Source organism: Enterobacter sp. S-33 (genome assembly GCF_028735835.1).
In the GTDB taxonomy this organism is placed as follows: Bacteria; Pseudomonadota; Gammaproteobacteria; order Enterobacterales; family Enterobacteriaceae; genus Enterobacter; species Enterobacter vonholyi.
In genome coordinates, this window is the sequence record NZ_CP117838.1 from 493211 (window position 1) to 511038 (window position 17828).

14 protein-coding genes and 1 pseudogene are annotated in these 17828 nt (G+C 59.1%); 3 read left to right on the plus strand and 12 right to left on the minus strand.

Going from position 1 to position 17828, the window contains the following annotated elements; all coding sequences use genetic code 11:
• Positions 1–68: 68 nt before the first annotated feature.
• The 3 genes from treC to treR form a co-directional block, all read right to left on the minus strand.
• On the minus strand, positions 69–1712 hold the full coding sequence (gene treC, locus PUP35_RS02310) for an alpha,alpha-phosphotrehalase (RefSeq protein ID WP_274241857.1): 1644 nt from the start codon (positions 1710–1712) through the stop codon (positions 69–71).
• A 51-nt stretch (positions 1713–1763) separates the two neighbouring features.
• Positions 1764–3182, minus strand: a complete 1419-nt coding sequence (treB, locus tag PUP35_RS02315; protein ID WP_029739268.1) for a PTS trehalose transporter subunit IIBC — start codon at positions 3180–3182, stop codon at positions 1764–1766.
• 128 nt (positions 3183–3310) lie between these two features.
• Positions 3311–4258 (minus strand): trehalose operon repressor TreR, encoded by a 948-nt coding sequence (gene treR / locus PUP35_RS02320; RefSeq protein ID WP_032651468.1) that lies wholly within the window; start codon positions 4256–4258, stop codon positions 3311–3313.
• 390 nt (positions 4259–4648) lie between these two features.
• Here treR and mgtA point away from each other — a divergent pair, with 390 nt between their 5' ends.
• Both mgtA and PUP35_RS02330 read left to right on the plus strand, forming a co-directional pair.
• Positions 4649–7357: a magnesium-translocating P-type ATPase gene (mgtA, locus tag PUP35_RS02325; RefSeq protein ID WP_045335516.1), complete on the plus strand. Its 2709-nt coding sequence runs from the start codon at positions 4649–4651 to the stop codon at positions 7355–7357.
• 210 nt (positions 7358–7567) lie between these two features.
• A complete protein-coding gene (locus PUP35_RS02330) occupies positions 7568–9952 on the plus strand; it encodes a beta-N-acetylhexosaminidase (RefSeq protein ID WP_274241858.1) in 2385 nt (794 codons plus the stop codon).
• A 50-nt stretch (positions 9953–10002) separates the two neighbouring features.
• Here PUP35_RS02330 and ridA read toward each other — a convergent pair whose 3' ends face one another.
• The 4 genes from ridA to PUP35_RS02350 form a co-directional block, all read right to left on the minus strand.
• On the minus strand, positions 10003–10389 hold the full coding sequence (ridA, locus tag PUP35_RS02335) for a 2-iminobutanoate/2-iminopropanoate deaminase (protein WP_008501391.1): 387 nt from the start codon (positions 10387–10389) through the stop codon (positions 10003–10005).
• Positions 10390–10462: 73 nt separating this feature from the next.
• Positions 10463–10924: an aspartate carbamoyltransferase regulatory subunit gene (gene pyrI, locus PUP35_RS02340; protein ID WP_023310197.1), complete on the minus strand. Its 462-nt coding sequence runs from the start codon at positions 10922–10924 to the stop codon at positions 10463–10465.
• 12 nt (positions 10925–10936) lie between these two features.
• Positions 10937–11869 carry an aspartate carbamoyltransferase gene (pyrB, locus tag PUP35_RS02345; RefSeq protein WP_032651472.1) on the minus strand — a complete coding sequence of 311 codons (933 nt, stop codon included), beginning with the start codon at positions 11867–11869 and terminating at the stop codon, positions 10937–10939.
• Between the two features lie 34 nt (positions 11870–11903).
• A complete protein-coding gene (locus tag PUP35_RS02350; RefSeq protein WP_022646880.1) occupies positions 11904–12008 on the minus strand; it encodes a pyrBI operon leader peptide in 105 nt (34 codons plus the stop codon).
• Here PUP35_RS02350 and PUP35_RS02355 point away from each other — a divergent pair.
• A pseudogene (locus PUP35_RS02355) lies at positions 11988–12105 on the plus strand (hypothetical protein). The gene PUP35_RS02350 and the pseudogene PUP35_RS02355 sit on opposite strands and share 21 nt — an antisense overlap.
• A 3-nt stretch (positions 12106–12108) precedes the next feature.
• On the opposite strand, the gene PUP35_RS02360 reads toward PUP35_RS02355, so the two are convergent.
• The 5 genes from PUP35_RS02360 to arcA form a co-directional block, all read right to left on the minus strand.
• Positions 12109–12588 carry an arginine repressor gene (locus PUP35_RS02360; protein ID WP_029739272.1) on the minus strand — a complete coding sequence of 160 codons (480 nt, stop codon included), beginning with the start codon at positions 12586–12588 and terminating at the stop codon, positions 12109–12111.
• 80 nt (positions 12589–12668) lie between these two features.
• Positions 12669–14072 (minus strand): YfcC family protein, encoded by a 1404-nt coding sequence (locus PUP35_RS02365; RefSeq protein WP_127729404.1) that lies wholly within the window; start codon positions 14070–14072, stop codon positions 12669–12671.
• Between the two features lie 46 nt (positions 14073–14118).
• Positions 14119–15123 (minus strand): ornithine carbamoyltransferase, encoded by a 1005-nt coding sequence (gene argF / locus PUP35_RS02370; RefSeq protein WP_127729406.1) that lies wholly within the window; start codon positions 15121–15123, stop codon positions 14119–14121.
• 26 nt (positions 15124–15149) lie between these two features.
• Positions 15150–16061, minus strand: coding sequence for a carbamate kinase (gene arcC, locus PUP35_RS02375; protein WP_032661347.1), 912 nt, complete (start codon positions 16059–16061; stop codon positions 15150–15152).
• Between the two features lie 10 nt (positions 16062–16071).
• Positions 16072–17292 (minus strand): arginine deiminase, encoded by a 1221-nt coding sequence (arcA, locus tag PUP35_RS02380; protein ID WP_274241859.1) that lies wholly within the window; start codon positions 17290–17292, stop codon positions 16072–16074.
• Between the last annotated feature and the right edge of the window lie 536 nt (positions 17293–17828).

Consider the following 17828-nt stretch of genomic DNA (forward strand, 5'->3'; position numbering starts at 1 on the left):
AATCTGATTAATTACTCAACAAAAACAGTTAAGTAAGCCGGGTGCTGAGCCGCACCCGGCAGGGAATGCTACTGCTGCAACCACCAGACGGCTTCAAACGGACGCAGCGACGTCGTTTGCGGTGTCGGGTAGTTACTCATCAGCACCTGCAACTTACCGCTGAGAAGGTCTGTCTGCCATTCCTGAGGCGTATTACTCAGGTTTGCCGCAACAATCAAGGTCTGTCCCTGCCACTGGCGGCGATAGCACCACAGAGAAGGATGCTCCGGCAGGAGATCTTCATAATCTCCCCACGTCAGCACCGGCAGGGTTTTACGCAGGCCGATCAGCGACTGGTAGGTGTAGAACACCGAATCCGGGTCGTCGAGCGCCGAGCGGGCGTTCACGGTTTCGTAATTATCGCAGACGCCAATCCACGGTTCGCCCTCGCTAAAGCCCGCGTTGTGCGACGCGTCCCACTGCATTGGCGTGCGGCCATTATCCCGGGACTTACTCGCCAGAATCGCCAGTAATTCATCCGGATCGCGGCCGCTGGCGCGCAGTTCCGCGAACATGTTCAGGCTTTCCACGTCGCGGTAATCGGTGATGCGGCTGAAGTGCGGGTTGGTCATCCCCAGCTCCTCACCCTGATAAATATACGGCGTGCCCTGCATGCCGTGCAGTACCATGCCGAGCATCTTCGCGGCGTGAACCCGGTATTCCCCTTCGTCGCCAAAGCGCGACACAATGCGCGGCTGATCGTGGTTACACCAGAACAGCGCGTTCCAGGCTTTGTTGTGCATCCCCTGCTGCCAGTGGCGGAAGAGGGTTTTGAGCGCCACGAAGTCCGGCTTCGCCTTCGTCCACTTTTCGCCGCCGGGGTAGTCCACCTTCAGGTGGTGGAAGTTAAAGGTCATCGACAGCTCGCGCCCGTCGAGCGACGCGTACTGCTGGCAGTTTTCCAGCGAGGTTGAGGACATCTCGCCCACCGTCATCAGGTTGCGCGGGGTGAAGACGTCGCGGCTCATTTCCTGCAGATATTCGTGGATGCGCGGCCCGTCTGTGTAGAAGCGGCGACCGTCGCCCGTCTCGTCATTCGGGAAATCCTGATCTTTCGAAATCAGGTTAATGACGTCGAGGCGCAAGCCGTCGACGCCGCGGTCGGCCCAGAACTCGCACACCTTTTTCAGCTCGGCGCGCACCGCCGGGTTTTCCCAGTTGAGATCGGCCTGCTCCGGCGCGAAAAGGTGCAGGTAATACTGCTCGCTCTCCGCGTGCCAGCGCCAGGCGTTGCCGCCAAACTTGGAGCGCCAGTTATTGGGCAACTGCTCCGGCGTGCCGTCTCGCCAGATGTAGAACTGGCGGTACGGGCTCGCTTTGTTCAGCGACTCGCGGAACCAGGCGTGCTGCGTGGAGGTGTGGTTAAACACCATGTCCAGCACGATGCGAATGCCGCGCGCGTGCGCCTCAGCGACCAGCTCGTCGAAATCATCCAGCGTGCCGTAGGCCGGGTCGATGGCGGTGTAGTTTGCCACGTCGTAGCCGTTGTCCACCTGCGGGGAGATATAAAACGGCGTCAGCCAGATGGCGTCGATGCCGAGGGTTTTCAGGTAGTCCAGACGCTGCGTCACACCGCGCAGATCGCCGGTGCCGCTGCCGGTGGTATCCTGGAAACTCTTGGGGTAAATCTGGTAGATAACGCCGTTTTGCCACCAGTGAGGAAGGGTATTCATAGTGTGTTCCTGCAAATGCGAAGGGGCGCAACTGCGCCCCGAAAGAGAGAGTTAAACAATCTGCAGCGAGCCCTGACGGAACTTACGCTGGTAAACCACGGTGGTCAGCGCCATTGGGACGATAATGGCGATGGCCATTGCCAGGGCGAACACCTGCCAGTAAGCGGGCTGGATGGAGAGGATGCCCGGCAGGCCGCCGACGCCAATCCCGTTTGCCATTACGCCGTTCAGTCCGCACACCAGGCCAGCCAGACCGGAACCGATCATCGCGCAGAGCATCGGGAAGCGGTATTTCAGGTTGATACCGTACATCGCCGGTTCGGTGACGCCGAGGTAGGCGGAGATGGCCGCCGGAACGGAGATCTCGCGTTCGTTGTGCTTGCGGCTGACGATAATGATGCCGGTCACCGCTGACGCCTGAGCAATGTTAGACAGGGCGATAATCGGCCAGACCGGCGTGCCGCCGAGGCTCTGGATCATCTGCATATCAATGGCCAGCGTGGTCTGGTGCACGCCGGTGATCACCAGCGGGGCGTACAGGAAGCCAAACAGCGCGGCGCCAATCGGGGCGAAGCTGCCGGTCATCAGGTGACGCACCGCGAAGGCCACGCCGTCGCCAATCATGCGGCCAAACGGACCGATAAAGGCATGCGCCAGGAACACCGCCAGAATCAGCGAGCACACCGGCACCACCACCAGATAGAGGTAATCCGGCACGATGCGCTTCAGTCGGGTTTCAATAAAGCCCAGCGCCAGCCCCGCCAGCAGGGCCGGAATGACCTGCGCCTGATAGCCCACTTTGGCGATGGTAAACAGGCCGAAGTTCCACACCTCAGGCACCTGCTGACCAAGTAAGTAAGCGTTCATTAACTGTGGAGAGACCAGCGTGACGCCCAGCACGATTCCGAGAATCGGCGTACCGCCCATTTTACGCACCGCGGACCAGCAAATCCCGACCGGCAGATAGAAGAAGATCGCCTCGCCAATCAGCCACAGGAAATCGTAAACGGTTTTCAGCGCCGGATACATCTGCGCCAGGGTTTTACCGTCGCTCATCGGCACATCGCCGATGACGTTACGGAATCCTAAGATCAAGCCCCCACTGATCAGCGCGGGCAGCAGCGGGAAGAAAATCTCCGCGAAGTGGGAAATCAGCTGCTCGTGCCACTTCATATTCTGGCGCGCGGCCTTCTTCGCCTGCTCTTTATCGGCGGAGGAGTGCCCGGTTGTCGCCAGCAGAGCCTGATAGTAATCGCCCACTTCGGTACCAATAACGACCTGGAACTGACCGGCGTTGGTGAAGCAGCCTTTAACCATGGAGAGTTCTTCAATGGCCTTCGGGTTGGCTTTGGCCGGATCGTTCAGCACGAAGCGCAGGCGGGTAATGCAATGGCTGACGGTGGCGATGTTTTCGCGGCCGCCGACCAGGACGATCAGCCGATCGATATCTGCTTGTTTGACTTTACTCATCATGAAACCTCATGACAGATGGTGAGGGGGGGAATGACCTGAGCGCAAGCCTACTCCTTCAGCGTGACGGCGAAAATGGGAACGTTCCCGAAATCGGGCGAAGATCACAATAATCTGTTTTATGGCGATTACGAAAGGTGAGCGGGAATGACGATCTGACGCGGCTCAGCGCGCCCGTTTATCTGCTCGATCAGCTGCGCGGCGGCCTGTCTGCCGGATTCGGCGTAGCCCGGGTCGACGGTGATGATCTCCGGGTGCAGGAACTTCATCAGCGGCGTGCTGCCGACGCTCGCCACCTGCAGGTTATCGATACGCTGCTCCTGCAGATATTTGCTGGCACCCAGTGCAAGGGTATCCGTGGCGCACACCAGCGCGGTGGTCTGCGGCGTCAGTACGCTGGCGACCTGCTCGTAGCCCTGCTTCATGCCCAGACCCGGCAGGGAGGCCACGGCGGAAAGATTGTGCTTTTTGCAAAAGGCCAGGTAGGCCTCATGACGACGCTTGCCGGTGGTGACGTCCGCGTGCGGGACGCCGAGGAAGCTGATGTGGCGATGGCCTTCGTCAAACAGGCGCTGCATCAGGGTGATAATCGCGCCCTCGTCGTCATAGCAGACGGAGGCAAACCCGTGGGCATCGCGCGCCAGCAGCACCAGCGACGGCTGCCAGGGTTTTAGCATCTCGTCTTTGATGCCGGTAAAGCCGAACAGCACCACGCCGTCAATGTTGCGCCGCTGGAGCATGCCCAGATGCTCTTCCACCAGCTGTGGCGAGAACTGGCTCTCCATCATGATCGGATCATATCCCTGCTCGTAGAAGGCGGGCAGCATCGTCTGCACGGCGAGGTTTTCAGACAAAGAGTCCAGACGCGAGACAATGATGGCAACCACTTTATCGCTTTGCCCGCGCATGGCGCGCGCGGAGCGGGAAGGGGAAAAGCCGTGCTGATTCATAACCGCCTCGACGCGCTCGCGGGTGCGTTCGCTGACGCCGCTTTCGTTGTTCAGCACGCGTGAGACGGTCGATTTCCCCACGCCGCTTAAACGCGCGATGTCTTTAATCGTAAGACGGTTCTGCATGCTGTATTCCCTGTAACAACGACGATGTAGTGAATTGAGCCTAATGCTATAGCGCGATTTCGCTATGGGCAAAGTCTGGTTTACGTTCGGTTTATTTGCAGGGGGGTATAATACCGCCCGAATCGTCATAAAGGGTATGCCTAAATCCCTGGACTGCGCGGCGACACCCTGTTTTTTACTTACCGGAGGCTTCATGGATCCCGATCCCACACCTCTCCTGAACGGGAGAATGCGTTCTTTCCGGTAAGCCAGCTTTTGCTGTCTCACCGGTGATGTGAGGCAGCAACGTCCCAAACGTTCCTGCTTGAAAAATTGAGTGCCTCTCAGGTACGGCTTTGCCACGCCTGAAGGAATTGCTGCGTCCGCATTCGCGGATGCGGAGGAATGACTATGTTTAAAAATATCACCCGGCAGCTGCAGGCCCTGCTGAGCCGCCACCTGCCACACCGTCTTGTTCAGCGCGACCCGCTGCCTAATGCCAAAAACATGGCGGGGGCGGCGATCCCCGCGTCCCTGACCGAACGCTGCCTGAACGTGGCGGCGATGGATGAAAACGAAGTCTGGCGCGCCTTTGGCGGACACCCGGAAGGGCTGAACGCGGCAGAAGTGGAAAAAATCCGCGCCGTGCATGGCGATAACCTCATTCCGGCGCAAAAGCCGTCTCCGTGGTGGGTGCACCTGTGGCTCTGCTACCGCAACCCGTTCAACCTGCTGCTGACCGTGCTCGGCCTCATCTCCTACGCGACGGAAGATCTGTTTGCCGCAGGCGTCATTGCCCTTATGGTCGGTATCTCCACGCTGCTGAACTTTATTCAGGAAGCCCGCTCTACCAAAGCGGCTGACGCCCTGAAGGCGATGGTCAGCAACACCGCGACCGTCTCGCGCGTGATTAACGATCTCGGCGAAAACGCCTGGGTGGAACTGCCTATCGACCAGCTGGTGCCGGGCGATCTGGTGAAGCTGGCCGCGGGGGACATGATCCCGGCGGATTTACGCATCATCCAGGCGCGCGATCTCTTCGTCGCGCAGGCCTCCCTGACCGGGGAATCCCTGCCCGTTGAAAAGGTGGCGCGCAGCCGCGACCCGCAGCAGATGAACCCGCTCGAGTGCGACACCCTGTGCTTTATGGGCACCACGGTCGTCAGCGGCACCGCGCAGGCGATTGTCACCGCCACCGGGGGCAACACCTGGTTTGGTCAGCTTGCCGGACGCGTCAGCGAGCAGGAGAGCGAGCCAAATGCCTTCCAGAAAGGAATTGGCCGCGTCAGCATGCTGCTGATCCGCTTTATGATGGTGATGACGCCGATCGTGCTGCTGATCAACGGCTACACCAAAGGCGACTGGTGGGAAGCGGCGCTGTTTGCGCTCTCCGTGGCGGTCGGCTTAACGCCGGAAATGCTGCCGATGATCGTCACCTCCACGCTGGCGCGCGGTGCGGTGAAGCTCTCTAAACAAAAGGTGATCGTCAAACACCTCGACGCCATTCAAAACTTTGGCGCGATGGACATTCTCTGCACCGATAAAACCGGCACCCTGACGCAGGACAAAATCGTGCTGGAGAACCACACCGATATCTCCGGTAAAACCAGCGAGCGCGTGCTGCACAGCGCGTGGCTGAACAGCCATTACCAGACCGGGCTGAAAAACCTGCTCGACGTCGCGGTGCTGGAAGGGGTGGATGAAGAGTCCGCCCGCACGCTCTCCGGCCGCTGGCAGAAGGTGGATGAGATCCCGTTCGACTTCGAGCGCCGCCGCATGTCGGTGGTGGTGAGCGAGCAGACGGATGTGCATCAGCTGATCTGCAAAGGGGCGCTGCAGGAGATCCTCAACGTGTCGACGCAGGTTCGCTATAACGGTGACATCGTGCCGCTGGACGACACCATGCTGCGCCGCATCAAGCGCGTCACCGACAACCTGAACCGTCAGGGGCTGCGCGTCGTGGCGGTGGCGAGCAAGTTCCTGCCCGCGCGCGAGGGTGATTACCAGCGTATTGACGAATCCGATCTGATCCTCGAGGGTTACATCGCCTTCCTCGACCCGCCGAAAGAGACCACCGCACCGGCGCTGAAGGCGCTGAAGGCGAGCGGTATTACCGTCAAAATTCTCACCGGCGACAGCGAGCTGGTGGCGGCTAAAGTGTGCCATGAAGTGGGGCTGGACGCGGGCGACGTGGTGGTGGGGAGCGATATTGAACATCTCTCTGATGACGAGCTGGCGAAGCTTGCCCAGCGTACCACGCTGTTTGCCCGCCTGACGCCGATGCACAAAGAGCGCATCGTCACCCTGCTCAAGCGCGAAGGGCACGTGGTGGGCTTTATGGGCGACGGCATTAACGACGCGCCCGCGCTGCGTGCGGCGGATATCGGTATTTCCGTCGACGGGGCGGTGGATATCGCCCGCGAAGCGGCGGATATCATTCTGCTGGAAAAAAGCCTGATGGTGCTGGAGGAGGGTGTCATTGAAGGGCGCCGTACCTTTGCCAATATGCTCAAGTACATCAAGATGACCGCCAGCTCCAACTTTGGTAACGTCTTCAGCGTGCTGGTGGCGAGCGCGTTTCTGCCGTTCCTGCCGATGCTGCCGCTGCACCTGCTGATCCAGAACCTGATGTACGACGTTTCTCAGGTGGCGATTCCGTTTGATAACGTGGACGACGAGCAGATCCAGAAGCCGCAGCACTGGAACCCGGCAGATCTCGGGCGCTTCATGCTGTTCTTTGGCCCGATCAGCTCCATCTTCGACATCCTGACCTTCTGCCTGATGTGGTTTGTGTTCCATGCCAACACCCCGGAACATCAGACGCTGTTCCAGTCCGGCTGGTTCGTGGTCGGGCTGCTGTCGCAGACGCTAATTGTGCATATGATCCGCACCCGCCGCATTCCGTTCATCCAGAGCCGTGCCGCGTGGCCGCTGATTGTGATGACGGGGATTGTGATGGCGCTCGGCATCGCGCTGCCGTTCTCACCGCTGGCGAGCTACCTGCAGCTGCAGGCGCTGCCGCTGAGCTACTTCCCGTGGCTGGTGGCGATCCTCGCCGGTTATATGGTGCTGACCCAGATGGTGAAAGGGTTCTATGCGCGTCGGTATGGGTGGCAGTAATTTTTTACCCTCACCCTAACCCTCTCCCTGGAAGGGAGAGGGGACCGCTCGGTGCCGCCTTTCCCCCTCGCCCCTTTGGGGAGAGGGGACTGGCTTTCCTCCCAAATTCAACAACCTGTGATCTCCGTCGGCGCATTCGCTTGACGACAAATTGAGCGCATGTTAACAGAATGTTTTGCCTTTATTTGACCCGTCAGATAAGGAACATTCATGTTACGGTACAGTCTCTTAACCGCCGGGCTGATGCTCGGCGCCTCTGCCTTTGCCGCCCCGGCAGGGGATCTCCCCTTAATGCCCTGGCCTGCGAAGGTCGAACGCCCGACGACTCAGGGCACGCTGGTGCTCAGCAACAACGTATCCATTAGCGTCAGCGGGGACGATCTCGGTGACGCCGTCAGCCGCCTGCGCCAGCGCATCGCCCTGCAAACCGGCTGGACGCTGCAGGCTCAGGCTGAAAAGCCGGACAAACCAACTATCCGCATCGCGATTGCCAAAAAGGTCAAGCCGCAGCCGCTGCCGGACAGCGATGATACCTATAAGCTCACGGTGGACGCCAACGGGGTGAATATCTCCGCCAACACCCGCTTCGGCGCGCTGCGCGCCATGGAAACCCTGCTCCAGCTGATGCAGAACGGGGCGGAAAACACCTCGATCCCGTGGGTTACCATTGAAGATTCGCCGCGCTTCCCGTGGCGCGGGCTGCTGCTCGATTCGGCACGTCACTTTATCCCGCTGCCGGATATCAAACGCCAGATCGACGGCATGGCTGCGGCGAAGCTCAACGTGCTGCACTGGCACTTAACCGACGACCAGGGCTGGCGCTTCAGCTCGAAGCGCTACCCTAAGCTGACGCAGCTTGCCAGCGACGGGCTGTTCTACACCCCAGATCAGATGCGCGAGGTGGTGCGTTACGCCGCCGAACGCGGTATCCGCGTGGTGCCGGAGATCGATATGCCGGGTCACGCCTCGGCGATTGCCGTGGCCTACCCGGAGCTGATGAGCGCCCCGGGGCCGTACGCCATGGAGCGCCACTGGGGCGTGCTGAAGCCGGTGCTGGATCCCACAAAAGACGCAACTTACGCTTTTGCCGACGCGATGGTCAGCGAACTGGCGGCGATCTTCCCCGATCCGTATCTGCACATCGGCGGTGATGAGGTGGACGATAGCCAGTGGAAAGCGAACCCGGCCATCCAGCAGTTTATGCGCGACAACAGGCTGGCGGACAGCCACGCGCTGCAGGCCTATTTTAACCGCAGGCTGGAAACGATCCTCGAGAAGCATCACCGCCAGATGGTCGGCTGGGATGAGATCTACCATCCTGACCTGCCGAAAAGTATTCTGATCCAGTCCTGGCAGGGCCAGGACGCGCTGGGGCAGGTGGCGCAGAACGGCTACAAGGGCATTCTCTCCACCGGTTTCTATCTCGACCAGCCCCAGTCCACCGCCTATCACTACCGCAACGAAATTGTCCCGCAGGGGCTGAACGGCGTGGATGTGATAGCGGATACCGACAGCGCCCAGAGCTGGGCCTTCTCCATGCCGCGCCTGAAGGGCAAGCCGGTGGAGGGGAGCTTCACCCTGGTGAAAGGGGATGCCGGCTGGCGCGGGTTTATTGATTTTGCCGGGAAATCGCGCCGTGCGGTGCAGAACATTGAATGGCGCGATGACAGCCAGGTCACGTTTACCGTCGATACGTGGATGGGCGAAACGCGCCCGGTCGTCACCGTCGATAACGACAAACTCGCCGGTTATTTCCTTGTCGGGAATACGCGCTACCCAATCAGCGGCACGCGTCTGGACGACGTGCCGAAAGGCGTTCCGCCCGTCGTGCCGGACGTGGCGAACCAGGCCAACCTGCTCGGCGGCGAAGCGGCGCTGTGGGCGGAAAACGTGGTGGCGCCAGTGCTGGATATCCGCCTGTGGCCGCGCACCTTCGCGGTGGCGGAGCGGCTGTGGTCCGCGCAGGATGTTAACGACGTCGATAACATGTACACCCGCCTGCAGGCGATGGACAGCTGGTCGACGGTGTCGGTCGGGCTGCAGCAGCATACCCAGCAGCAGGTGCAGTTCACGCGCCTCGCCGGTAATGCCGACACCCTGCCGCTGCAGATCCTCGCTCAGGCGGTAGAGCCCGCGCAGTATTACACCCGCCAGCACCTGAAGTTCCAGGCCGGAAACTACCATCAGTTCGAGCCGCTCAACCGCTTCGCCGATGCGCTGAACGCCGAAAGCGCCACCGTGCGCCAGATGCACAAATGGGCGGACCGTCTGGTGAGCGATGCGGAGGACACGGAAAGCGCCGACGCCCTGCGCCACGTGTTTAACCGCTGGCAGAGCAACACCAGCGACGCGCTGGCGTTAAGCGAAAACAGCTATCAGCTGAAGGCGATGAAGCCGGTGATCCAGGAGGTGGATAAGCTGGCGTCGATTGGCCTGCGGCTCACCGACCTGGTGGCGCGCCAGGGGACGCTGGATGATAAAGAGATCGCGTCGATTCAGAGCGAGCTGGATAACGCGGCGAAGGTTCAGGACGAGGTGGTGATTGCGGCGGTCTATCCGCTGGAGACGCTGCTCAGGGCGACGCGGAATCAGTAGCAAGCAACAAAAAAGGCAGCCTGGGCTGCCTTTTTTATCGCCAAAGCGAATTAGCGACGTACGGCGATCGCTTCGATTTCAATTTTCACGTCTTTTGGCAGACGGGCCACTTCCACGCAGGAGCGCGCCGGGAAGGTGGCGTTGTGCTCGGTGAAGAACGCTTCGTAGGTGGCGTTAACGGTCGCGAAATCGTTCAGATCTTTCACGAAAACGGTAGTTTTCACGATATCACCCACTTTCAGACCGGCAGATTCAACGATAGCCTGCACGTTTTCCAGCGACTGACGCGCCTGCGCCGCGACGTCTTCCGGCACCGCGCCGGTTTTTGGGTTCACCGGGATCTGCCCGGAAGTGATGATCATGCTACCCAGATCAACGCCCTGAACGTAAGGGCCGATAGCCGCTGGTGCATTTTCCGTCGCGAGTACTTTGCTCATGTTTTCTCCAGAATTACAGCGTTAAGAATGTTCCCGGCCATTATAACAGCCGGGATTTCATTACCAACCTCAATTAGTTGGCCAGCACCACATAATGAGAAAACTCTTTTTCGCAGTATTTGCATTTGAGCGCGATGTCATCGGCGCGTTTTTTCACTGCAAAGCTGGAGGAAACCGGCTCAGCGTGACTGATGCAGTTGCTGTTCGGGCAGACCAGCACGCTTTCAATGCGATCCGGCAGGCTCGGGCGGGATTTACCGACCACTTCATACTCGTCGATGCGGTTGACGGTGGCGTCCGGCGCGTAAAGCGACAGTTGGTTAACCTGCTCGTCGGTCAGGAAGGTATTCTCGATTTTAATCAGGTCTTTGCGGCCCATCTCGCCCGACGGCAGGTTCAGGCCGATGGTGATGCGCTGGTCGGTTTCGGTCAGTTTGAACAGCGTCAGCAGCTTAAAGCCTACCTGCGCAGGGATGTGGTCAATCACGGTGCCACGCTTGATGGCTTCAACCTGGAGTTTGTTATCGTGTGTCATGGTCGTCTCCCCTTACAGAGCTAATTCGCGATTCAGAACCAGTGCCAGTAACGCCTGGCGGGCGAAGATGCCGTTTCCTGCCTGCTGGAAGTACCAGGCGTGCGGCGTTTTATCCACGTCTGTGGTGATCTCATCGATGCGCGGCAGCGGATGCAGGACCTTCATGTTGTCGCGCGCGCCCTCGAGGTCGCTGGCGCGCAGCACGAACTGCGCCTTCACGTTGGCGTATTCGGACGGGTCCAGACGCTCTTTCTGCACGCGGGTCATGTAGAGAATATCCACGTGGCTCATCACCTCTTCGATGCTGGCATGCAGGCTCCACGCAATGCCTTTCTCGTCCAGCATGTCGAGAATGTACTGCGGCATCGCCAGCGCGTCCGGGGCGATGAAGTAGAAGCGGTTGCCGTTAAATTTCGCCAGCGCCTGGGTCAGGGAGTGGACGGTGCGGCCGTATTTCAGGTCGCCAACCATGGCGATGTTCAGGTTCTCAAGTTTGCCCTGCGTCTCCTGAATGGTGAACAGGTCCAGCAGCGTCTGCGTTGGGTGCTGGTTGGCACCGTCACCGGCGTTCAGCACCGGAATGCCGCCGGAGAACTCGGTCGCGAGGCGCGCCGCGCCCTCCTGTGGATGACGCATCACAATTGCGTCGACGTAGGTGCTAATCACTGAAATGGTATCCGCCAGGGTCTCGCCTTTTTTACCCAGCGACGTGTTGCTGCTGTCCGAGAAGCCCACCACGCTCGCGCCCAGGCGGTGCATGGAGGTCTCAAAGGAGAGGCGGGTGCGGGTTGAGGCTTCAAAGAAGCAGCTCGCAATCACCTTGTGCTTCAGCAGCTCCGGTTGCGGATTGGCCTTCAGTTTTGCCGCGGTTTCCAGAACCAGTTCCAGCTCTTCGCGGCTGAGGTCGTTTATGGAAATGATGTGTTTTTGATAAAGCGGATTCATGTTTATCTCCTGACGCCGGGCAAAAAAAAGCCCCTCAAATGAGGGGCTCTGGGAATAGGTTTAGCAACGGGAAGAAAAACGGCAGGCCAGCGTCTGATTTCAGACGCGGTAAGACGTTATGTCGTACACGCTTGACCATGCTTCCTCCCGGCAAATTGTCGGGCATTATACGCAGCTCGCTTTTCGGATCAAGCGATTTAATGCACGCTTTACTCAATGCAAACGGTTCTTTGTGAATATTAATGCGTTCTGAGTAAATAATTAATTTGCTTATGCACCAGCGCGGTACGCTTCACCACCCGGGGGGCGACCCAGACAATACTGCTGCCGGCCACCACGCCTAATATTTCCGGAAGCTGGTGATAATCTAGAATACGCGCCACCGCGCGGCCATATCCGGCGACGGTATGAACAAGGATAAACTCGCTATTATGCTCGACGCTGACCACCATTTCGGACACGGTACGCGCGGCGTCGGGGGCAGGGCGCAGCTGGGGATTCAACGAATAAATCTTTAGCCCTTTGGCATTTCGAATTTTTATGACACCGAGCAATTTAAGCAGACGTGAAACGGTGGACTGGCTGATGGTCTCAAAACCACGCTCCTGTAAATCCCGGCGGATCTCCTCCTGAGAGAGGTAACTCTTTTCTGCGATCAGGCGCTGGCAGACCGTCAGCTGTAGTTGCTCTTTGGGAGAGTACTCTTCGTAATCCATCATAGTTCCCATATCAGTTCCCGAAATAACCGGTGGCACCGCACCGATCCGTAGGCCGGATAAGCGCAGCGCCATCCGGCAAATTACAACAACGCCCCCAGACTTAACGCCACCATAATCACCACCGTCAGGATCGCCAGCAGCGGCGCCACCCATTTCAGATAGCGCACGTAAGGCACCCGGGCGATAGCCAGCCCGCCCATCACGACGGCAGAAGTGGGCGTGACGAGGTTAACGATGCCGGAGGCCGACTGGTAAGCCGTCACCACCAGGTCGCGGTTGACGTTAGCGAAATCGGCAAGCGGCGCCATGATCGGCATCGTCAGAACGGCCAGGCCGGATGAAGATGGCACAAGAAACGACAGCACGACCTCCAGCCAGTACATCACGTTGATAAACGCTACCGTGGACAACCCGCTGACCAGCCCTTCCGCGCTGTGCAAAATGGTGTGGGTAATCATGCCCTTATCCATGATGACTACGATACCGCGCGCGATGCCGATAATCAGCGCGACGCCCAGCAAATCTCGCGCGCCGTTGATAAACGTCGACGTCAGTTCCTCTTCGCTCATGCGGGCAATCAGGCCGACGATAATCGCGCTGGCGAGAAACACCGCGGAGATCTCCGCCATCCACCAGCCCAGTACCGCCACGCCGTAAATCATCACCGCGAAGGCGAGGGCAAAAATCACCAGGATGATTTTGCGCACCGGGGTGAATTCCAGCGACTGTTCGCCCTTGTTGCCAAGGAAATGGGCGCGGTTCTCTTCCTGTTTATCCGCGACGATCGACAGCGACGGATCCTGGCGGACTTTGCGGGCATAGCGCATCACCCACGCCACGCAGATGATCCAGCCGATGACCAGCAGCGCCACGCGCAGGGCGATGCCGTTGGTAAAGGGGATCCCGGCGGCGTTGGCGGCGATGACCGTGGCAAACGGGTTGATGGTGGAACCCAGCGTGCCGATCCCCGCCCCGAGCAGCACGGTAGAAGCGGCGACAACCGGATCGAACCGCGCGGCCAGCATCACCGGCACCAGTAAGGTATAGAAAGGCAGTGACTCTTCGGCCATGCCGTAAATCGTGCCGCCCGCGGCGAACAGCGCCATCAGGATCGGGATCATCCACTCCTCGCGTCCGCGCAGCCGGGTGGTCACACGCTCGATCCCGGCGTCAATCGCCCCGGTTTTGGTGACGATCCCGAGAAATCCCCCGATGATCAGAATAAACAGCGCCACGTCGATCGCCCCGGCCTGGCCGGAGACCGGATCGTACAGCCCGGCGATTGGCGCCATCAGGACGGAAACCAGCCCCTGCGGATGCGCCGCCACGTGCGCGTAGGTGCCGGCAATCGGGACTTCTTTACCGAGGGTTTCGTTCATCGCCATCTGGTACTGACCGGCGGGGACGACCCAGCTCAGCGCCGCCACAACGGCAATCAGGAAAAAGAGAATGGTGTAAGCGGAGGGAAACTTGAACTTGCCCATGATGTTCTCCTTAAACCCGGCGCACCCGCGGCGCGCCGGGCGGTGATTAGTCGCCGAGTGTCGCCACCATGACCGCTTTGATGGTGTGCATGCGGTTCTCTGCTTCGTCAAAGACGATGGAATTCGGCGATTCGAAGACCTCTTCCGTCACTTCCAGCCCCTTCAGGCCGTACGCCATCTCGATCTCGCGGCCCACTTTGGTGTGTTCGTTGTGGAACGCCGGCAGGCAGTGCATGAATTTGACGTTCGGGTTGCCGGTGGCCTTCATCACCTGGGCGTTAATTTGATATGGCTTCATCAGACTGACGCGCTCGGCCCAGGCTTCCTTCGGCTCACCCATGGAGACCCACACGTCGGTGTAGAGGAAATCGGTCCCCTGCACGCCTTCTTTCACGTCGTCGGTGAGGGTGATGCGCGCGCCCGTCTCTTTCGCGATGGCGCGGCACTGTTCAACCAGCCCCGCTTCCGGCCAGAAGGATTTCGGCGCGACGAGGCGGATATCCATCCCCATCTTGGCCGCGCCTACCATCAGGGAATTGCCCATGTTGTTGCGCGCGTCGCCGAGATAGGCAAAGCTAAGCTCAGGCAGGGTTTTGCCCGGCGCGTGCTCCAGCATGGTCATCAGATCGGCGAGAATTTGGGTCGGGTGGAACTCGTCGGTCAGGCCGTTCCACACAGGCACGCCCGCGTACTCGCCCAGCTCTTCGACGATGGCCTGGCCGTAGCCGCGGTATTCGATGCCGTCGTACATGCGGCCCAGCACGCGGGCGGTGTCTTTCATCGACTCTTTATGGCCAATCTGCGAGCCGCTTGGGCCGAGATAGGTGACCTGCGCGCCCTGGTCGAACGCGCCCACTTCGAAGGCGCAGCGGGTGCGGGTGGAGGTTTTTTCAAAGATCAGGGCGATGTTTTTCCCGACCAGGGTTTGCTTCTCGCGCCCGGCTTTTTTGGCGGCCTTGAGCTCGATGGCGAGGTCAATCAGGTACTGGATCTCCGCCGGGGTATAGTCCAGCAGTTTCAGGAAGTTGCGGTTTTTCAGGTTGATGGTCATGGGTAAATCCTTTTTAAAATGAGTGTTCAGTTACGAATCAACGTGCCTTTCTCGCCCGCGAGGATCTCCGCGCCGTCGGCCAGCGCGCCGATCCCGGCAATGCCGTTACAGGCTTCAACGAACTCGCGGCAGGCGGCCACTTTCGGCCCCATCGATCCGGCGTCGAACTGCATGCCCCTGAGCAGTTCCGGCGTCACCTGCGCCAGCGGACGCTGGGTCGGCTTGCCCCAGTCGAGGTACACCGCGTCGGCATCGGTCAGGATCAGCAGGGCGTCGGCCTCGATCTGGCGCGCCAGCAGGGCGGCGGAGAGGTCTTTGTCGATCACTGCCTCAATGCCGCGATAGCCGTTGGCGTGTTCCACCACCGGCACGCCGCCGCCGCCGTTGCAGATCACCAGGTGGTCACGCTGGATCAGCGCCGTGATGGCGTCGCTCTCGACGATGCGCTTCGGCTGCGGAGAGGGCACCACGCGGCGGACGTAGCTGCCGTCGGCCTTAAACACCCAGCCTTTCTCCGCGGCCAGCGTTTTTGCCTGGGCTTCGCTGTACACCGGGCCGATGTATTTGGTCGGGTTGCTGAAGGCCGGGTCGGCGGCGTCCACTTCTACCTGGGTGAGCAGAACGCTCACCTCCCGCTGCGGCAGGCTGTTTTTCAGCGCCTGCTGGAGCATGTAGCCGATCATTCCCTGGCTTTCGGCGCCGAGAACGTCCAGCGGGTAGGGCGTCACTTTGTCGTAGGCGCTGTTCTGCAGCGCCAGCAGTCCGACCTGCGGCCCGTTGCCGTGTACCAGCACCACGCGCCACTGCGCCGTCAGCCCGGCGATGGTGCGGGCGGCCTGCTCGATGTTCTGGCGCTGGATCTCCGCTTCCAGCGGCTCGCCGCGCTTGAGCAGCGCGTTGCCGCCGAGGGCCACAACCAGAGTGGGTTTTCGTTCCATGATGGCTCCTTTAAATTCCGTCGCGTTCCAGCGGGCAGCTCATGCAGCGCGCGCCGCCGCGGCCGCGTCCGAGTTCGTCGCCCGGAATGGGCAGCACGGTGATACCCGCTTTGTCGTACTTCTCGTTGGTCCATACGTTGCGCTCGTAGCCGATCACCACGCCGGGGCGGATGGTCAGGACGTTATTGGCGTCGTTCCACTGCTCGCGTTCGGCCTCAAAGGCGTCGCCGCCGGTGGTGATCAGACGCACCTGGTTAATGCCGAGCGCTTTCTCGATGGCGTGCAGGAGGTCGGTTTCCTGGGTGCGCAGCAGGCCGCCGCGGCCGTCCGGGGTGAGCGTCCAGCACTGGACGTCCTTGCGCACCACTTCCGGGTAGACGGAGAAGGTGTCTACGTCGATGTGGGTCATGACGGTGTCGAGGTGCATGCAGGAGCGGTGTTTTGGCAGCTCAACGGCGATCACGCGCTCGGCCTGGCGATGTTTGAACAGGCTGTTGGCGAGGAACTCCACGCCCTGCGGCGTCGTACGTTCGGACATGCCGATCAGGACCGCGCCGCGGCCAATGACTAATACGTCGCCGCCTTCCAGGGTGGCGTGGTCGTAATTAATATTTTCGTCGCCGAAATACTTAATAAAATTGCCGTCGGCGAACGCCGGGTGCCAGCGATATATTGCCCTCAGGTTATTGGTTTCGCGCTGACGGGCCGGTTTGGCCATCGGGTTAATAGAGACGCCGTTATAGATCCAGCAGGAGGTATCGCGGGTAAATAAATGGTTCGGCAGCGGCTTCATAATAAAATCATTCGCCGTGTGGGTATCAACCACCATATTTTTAATGGCTGCCGGAATTTCGCCGTAGGTTAATCCGCCGCTCAGCCTGCGCGCCAGTTCGCGGTGCGGCATATCCGCCAGCCAGCCGCGAACGTCGCCGGCAAAGGTGGGCCCGAGACGATAGTCGGAGATTTGCGTCTCCAGCAGCCAGGCCTTCGCCTCTGCAATATCAAGGGTTTGTGTCAGAAGGTCGGTCAACAGCAGGACTTCCACACCCTGCTCGCGCAGCGTGTTTGCGAAGATGTCATGCTCCTCACCCGCCCGCTCAACCGAGAGCACGTCATCGAAAAGCAGCTCCTGGCAATTCGATGGCGTTAAGCGTTTCAGACTTAAATTTGGGCGGTGCAGCATAACGCTACGCAATTGACCAATTTCAGAACCGACGTAATGCTTTTCCATAATTATTCCTTTAACTGTTTTTCAGAATAAAAAGGGCATGCGCCATGTAACGTATTTAATTTCATGGCGGCTAAGCTCAATTGATTTCGTGATTCATACTAGGCAGTTAAATAATCTGTATTGTGATGTTGCTCACGCGAAAATGGATATTAAGGGGTTTGTTTTCATTTGCATGATTCGCATCAGATAATGATTAATTGGCTATTCTGGCGAGGTGAATAGCTAAGCACTATCCGTTGTCATTATTTGCAGTTGTTAGTGTTTTGTAGAATTTCATGCTTTGAAGTATTTTGTTAAGCTATTGATTTTAATTGTTTTTAATGGCGGCGGGGAATGCCTATGCAATATTGCTAATTAACTATTTTTGGCTTAAGGAAAATCAATAAATATTTATTGAATTTAATAGCAAATTATCAAAGTGATAAAATGTGAAGCTGTAGCGAGTTTTGTTGTTAAGGCATGACGATCAGTAAGTTAGCGCAAGGCCGTGATAACGAAGAACTGAAGATATGCATAATGACTGCATAAATGCCTGC

Bases quoted from the DNA above. Each gene is read 5' to 3' on its own strand.
- treC (WP_274241857.1), bottom strand. From the start codon at position 1,712: ATGAATACCCTTCCTCACTGGTGGCAAAACGGCGTTATCTACCAGATT.
- treB (WP_029739268.1), bottom strand. From the start codon at position 3,182: ATGAGTAAAGTCAAACAAGCAGATATCGATCGGCTGATCGTCCTGGTC.
- treR (WP_032651468.1), bottom strand. From the start codon at position 4,258: ATGCAGAACCGTCTTACGATTAAAGACATCGCGCGTTTAAGCGGCGTG.
- mgtA (WP_045335516.1), top strand. From the start codon at position 4,649: ATGTTTAAAAATATCACCCGGCAGCTGCAGGCCCTGCTGAGCCGCCAC.
- PUP35_RS02330 (WP_274241858.1), top strand. From the start codon at position 7,568: ATGTTACGGTACAGTCTCTTAACCGCCGGGCTGATGCTCGGCGCCTCT.
- ridA (WP_008501391.1), bottom strand. From the start codon at position 10,389: ATGAGCAAAGTACTCGCGACGGAAAATGCACCAGCGGCTATCGGCCCT.
- pyrI (WP_023310197.1), bottom strand. From the start codon at position 10,924: ATGACACACGATAACAAACTCCAGGTTGAAGCCATCAAGCGTGGCACC.
- pyrB (WP_032651472.1), bottom strand. From the start codon at position 11,869: ATGAATCCGCTTTATCAAAAACACATCATTTCCATAAACGACCTCAGC.
- PUP35_RS02350 (WP_022646880.1), bottom strand. From the start codon at position 12,008: ATGGTCAAGCGTGTACGACATAACGTCTTACCGCGTCTGAAATCAGAC.
- PUP35_RS02360 (WP_029739272.1), bottom strand. From the start codon at position 12,588: ATGATGGATTACGAAGAGTACTCTCCCAAAGAGCAACTACAGCTGACG.
- PUP35_RS02365 (WP_127729404.1), bottom strand. From the start codon at position 14,072: ATGGGCAAGTTCAAGTTTCCCTCCGCTTACACCATTCTCTTTTTCCTG.
- argF (WP_127729406.1), bottom strand. From the start codon at position 15,123: ATGACCATCAACCTGAAAAACCGCAACTTCCTGAAACTGCTGGACTAT.
- arcC (WP_032661347.1), bottom strand. From the start codon at position 16,061: ATGGAACGAAAACCCACTCTGGTTGTGGCCCTCGGCGGCAACGCGCTG.
- arcA (WP_274241859.1), bottom strand. From the start codon at position 17,292: ATGGAAAAGCATTACGTCGGTTCTGAAATTGGTCAATTGCGTAGCGTT.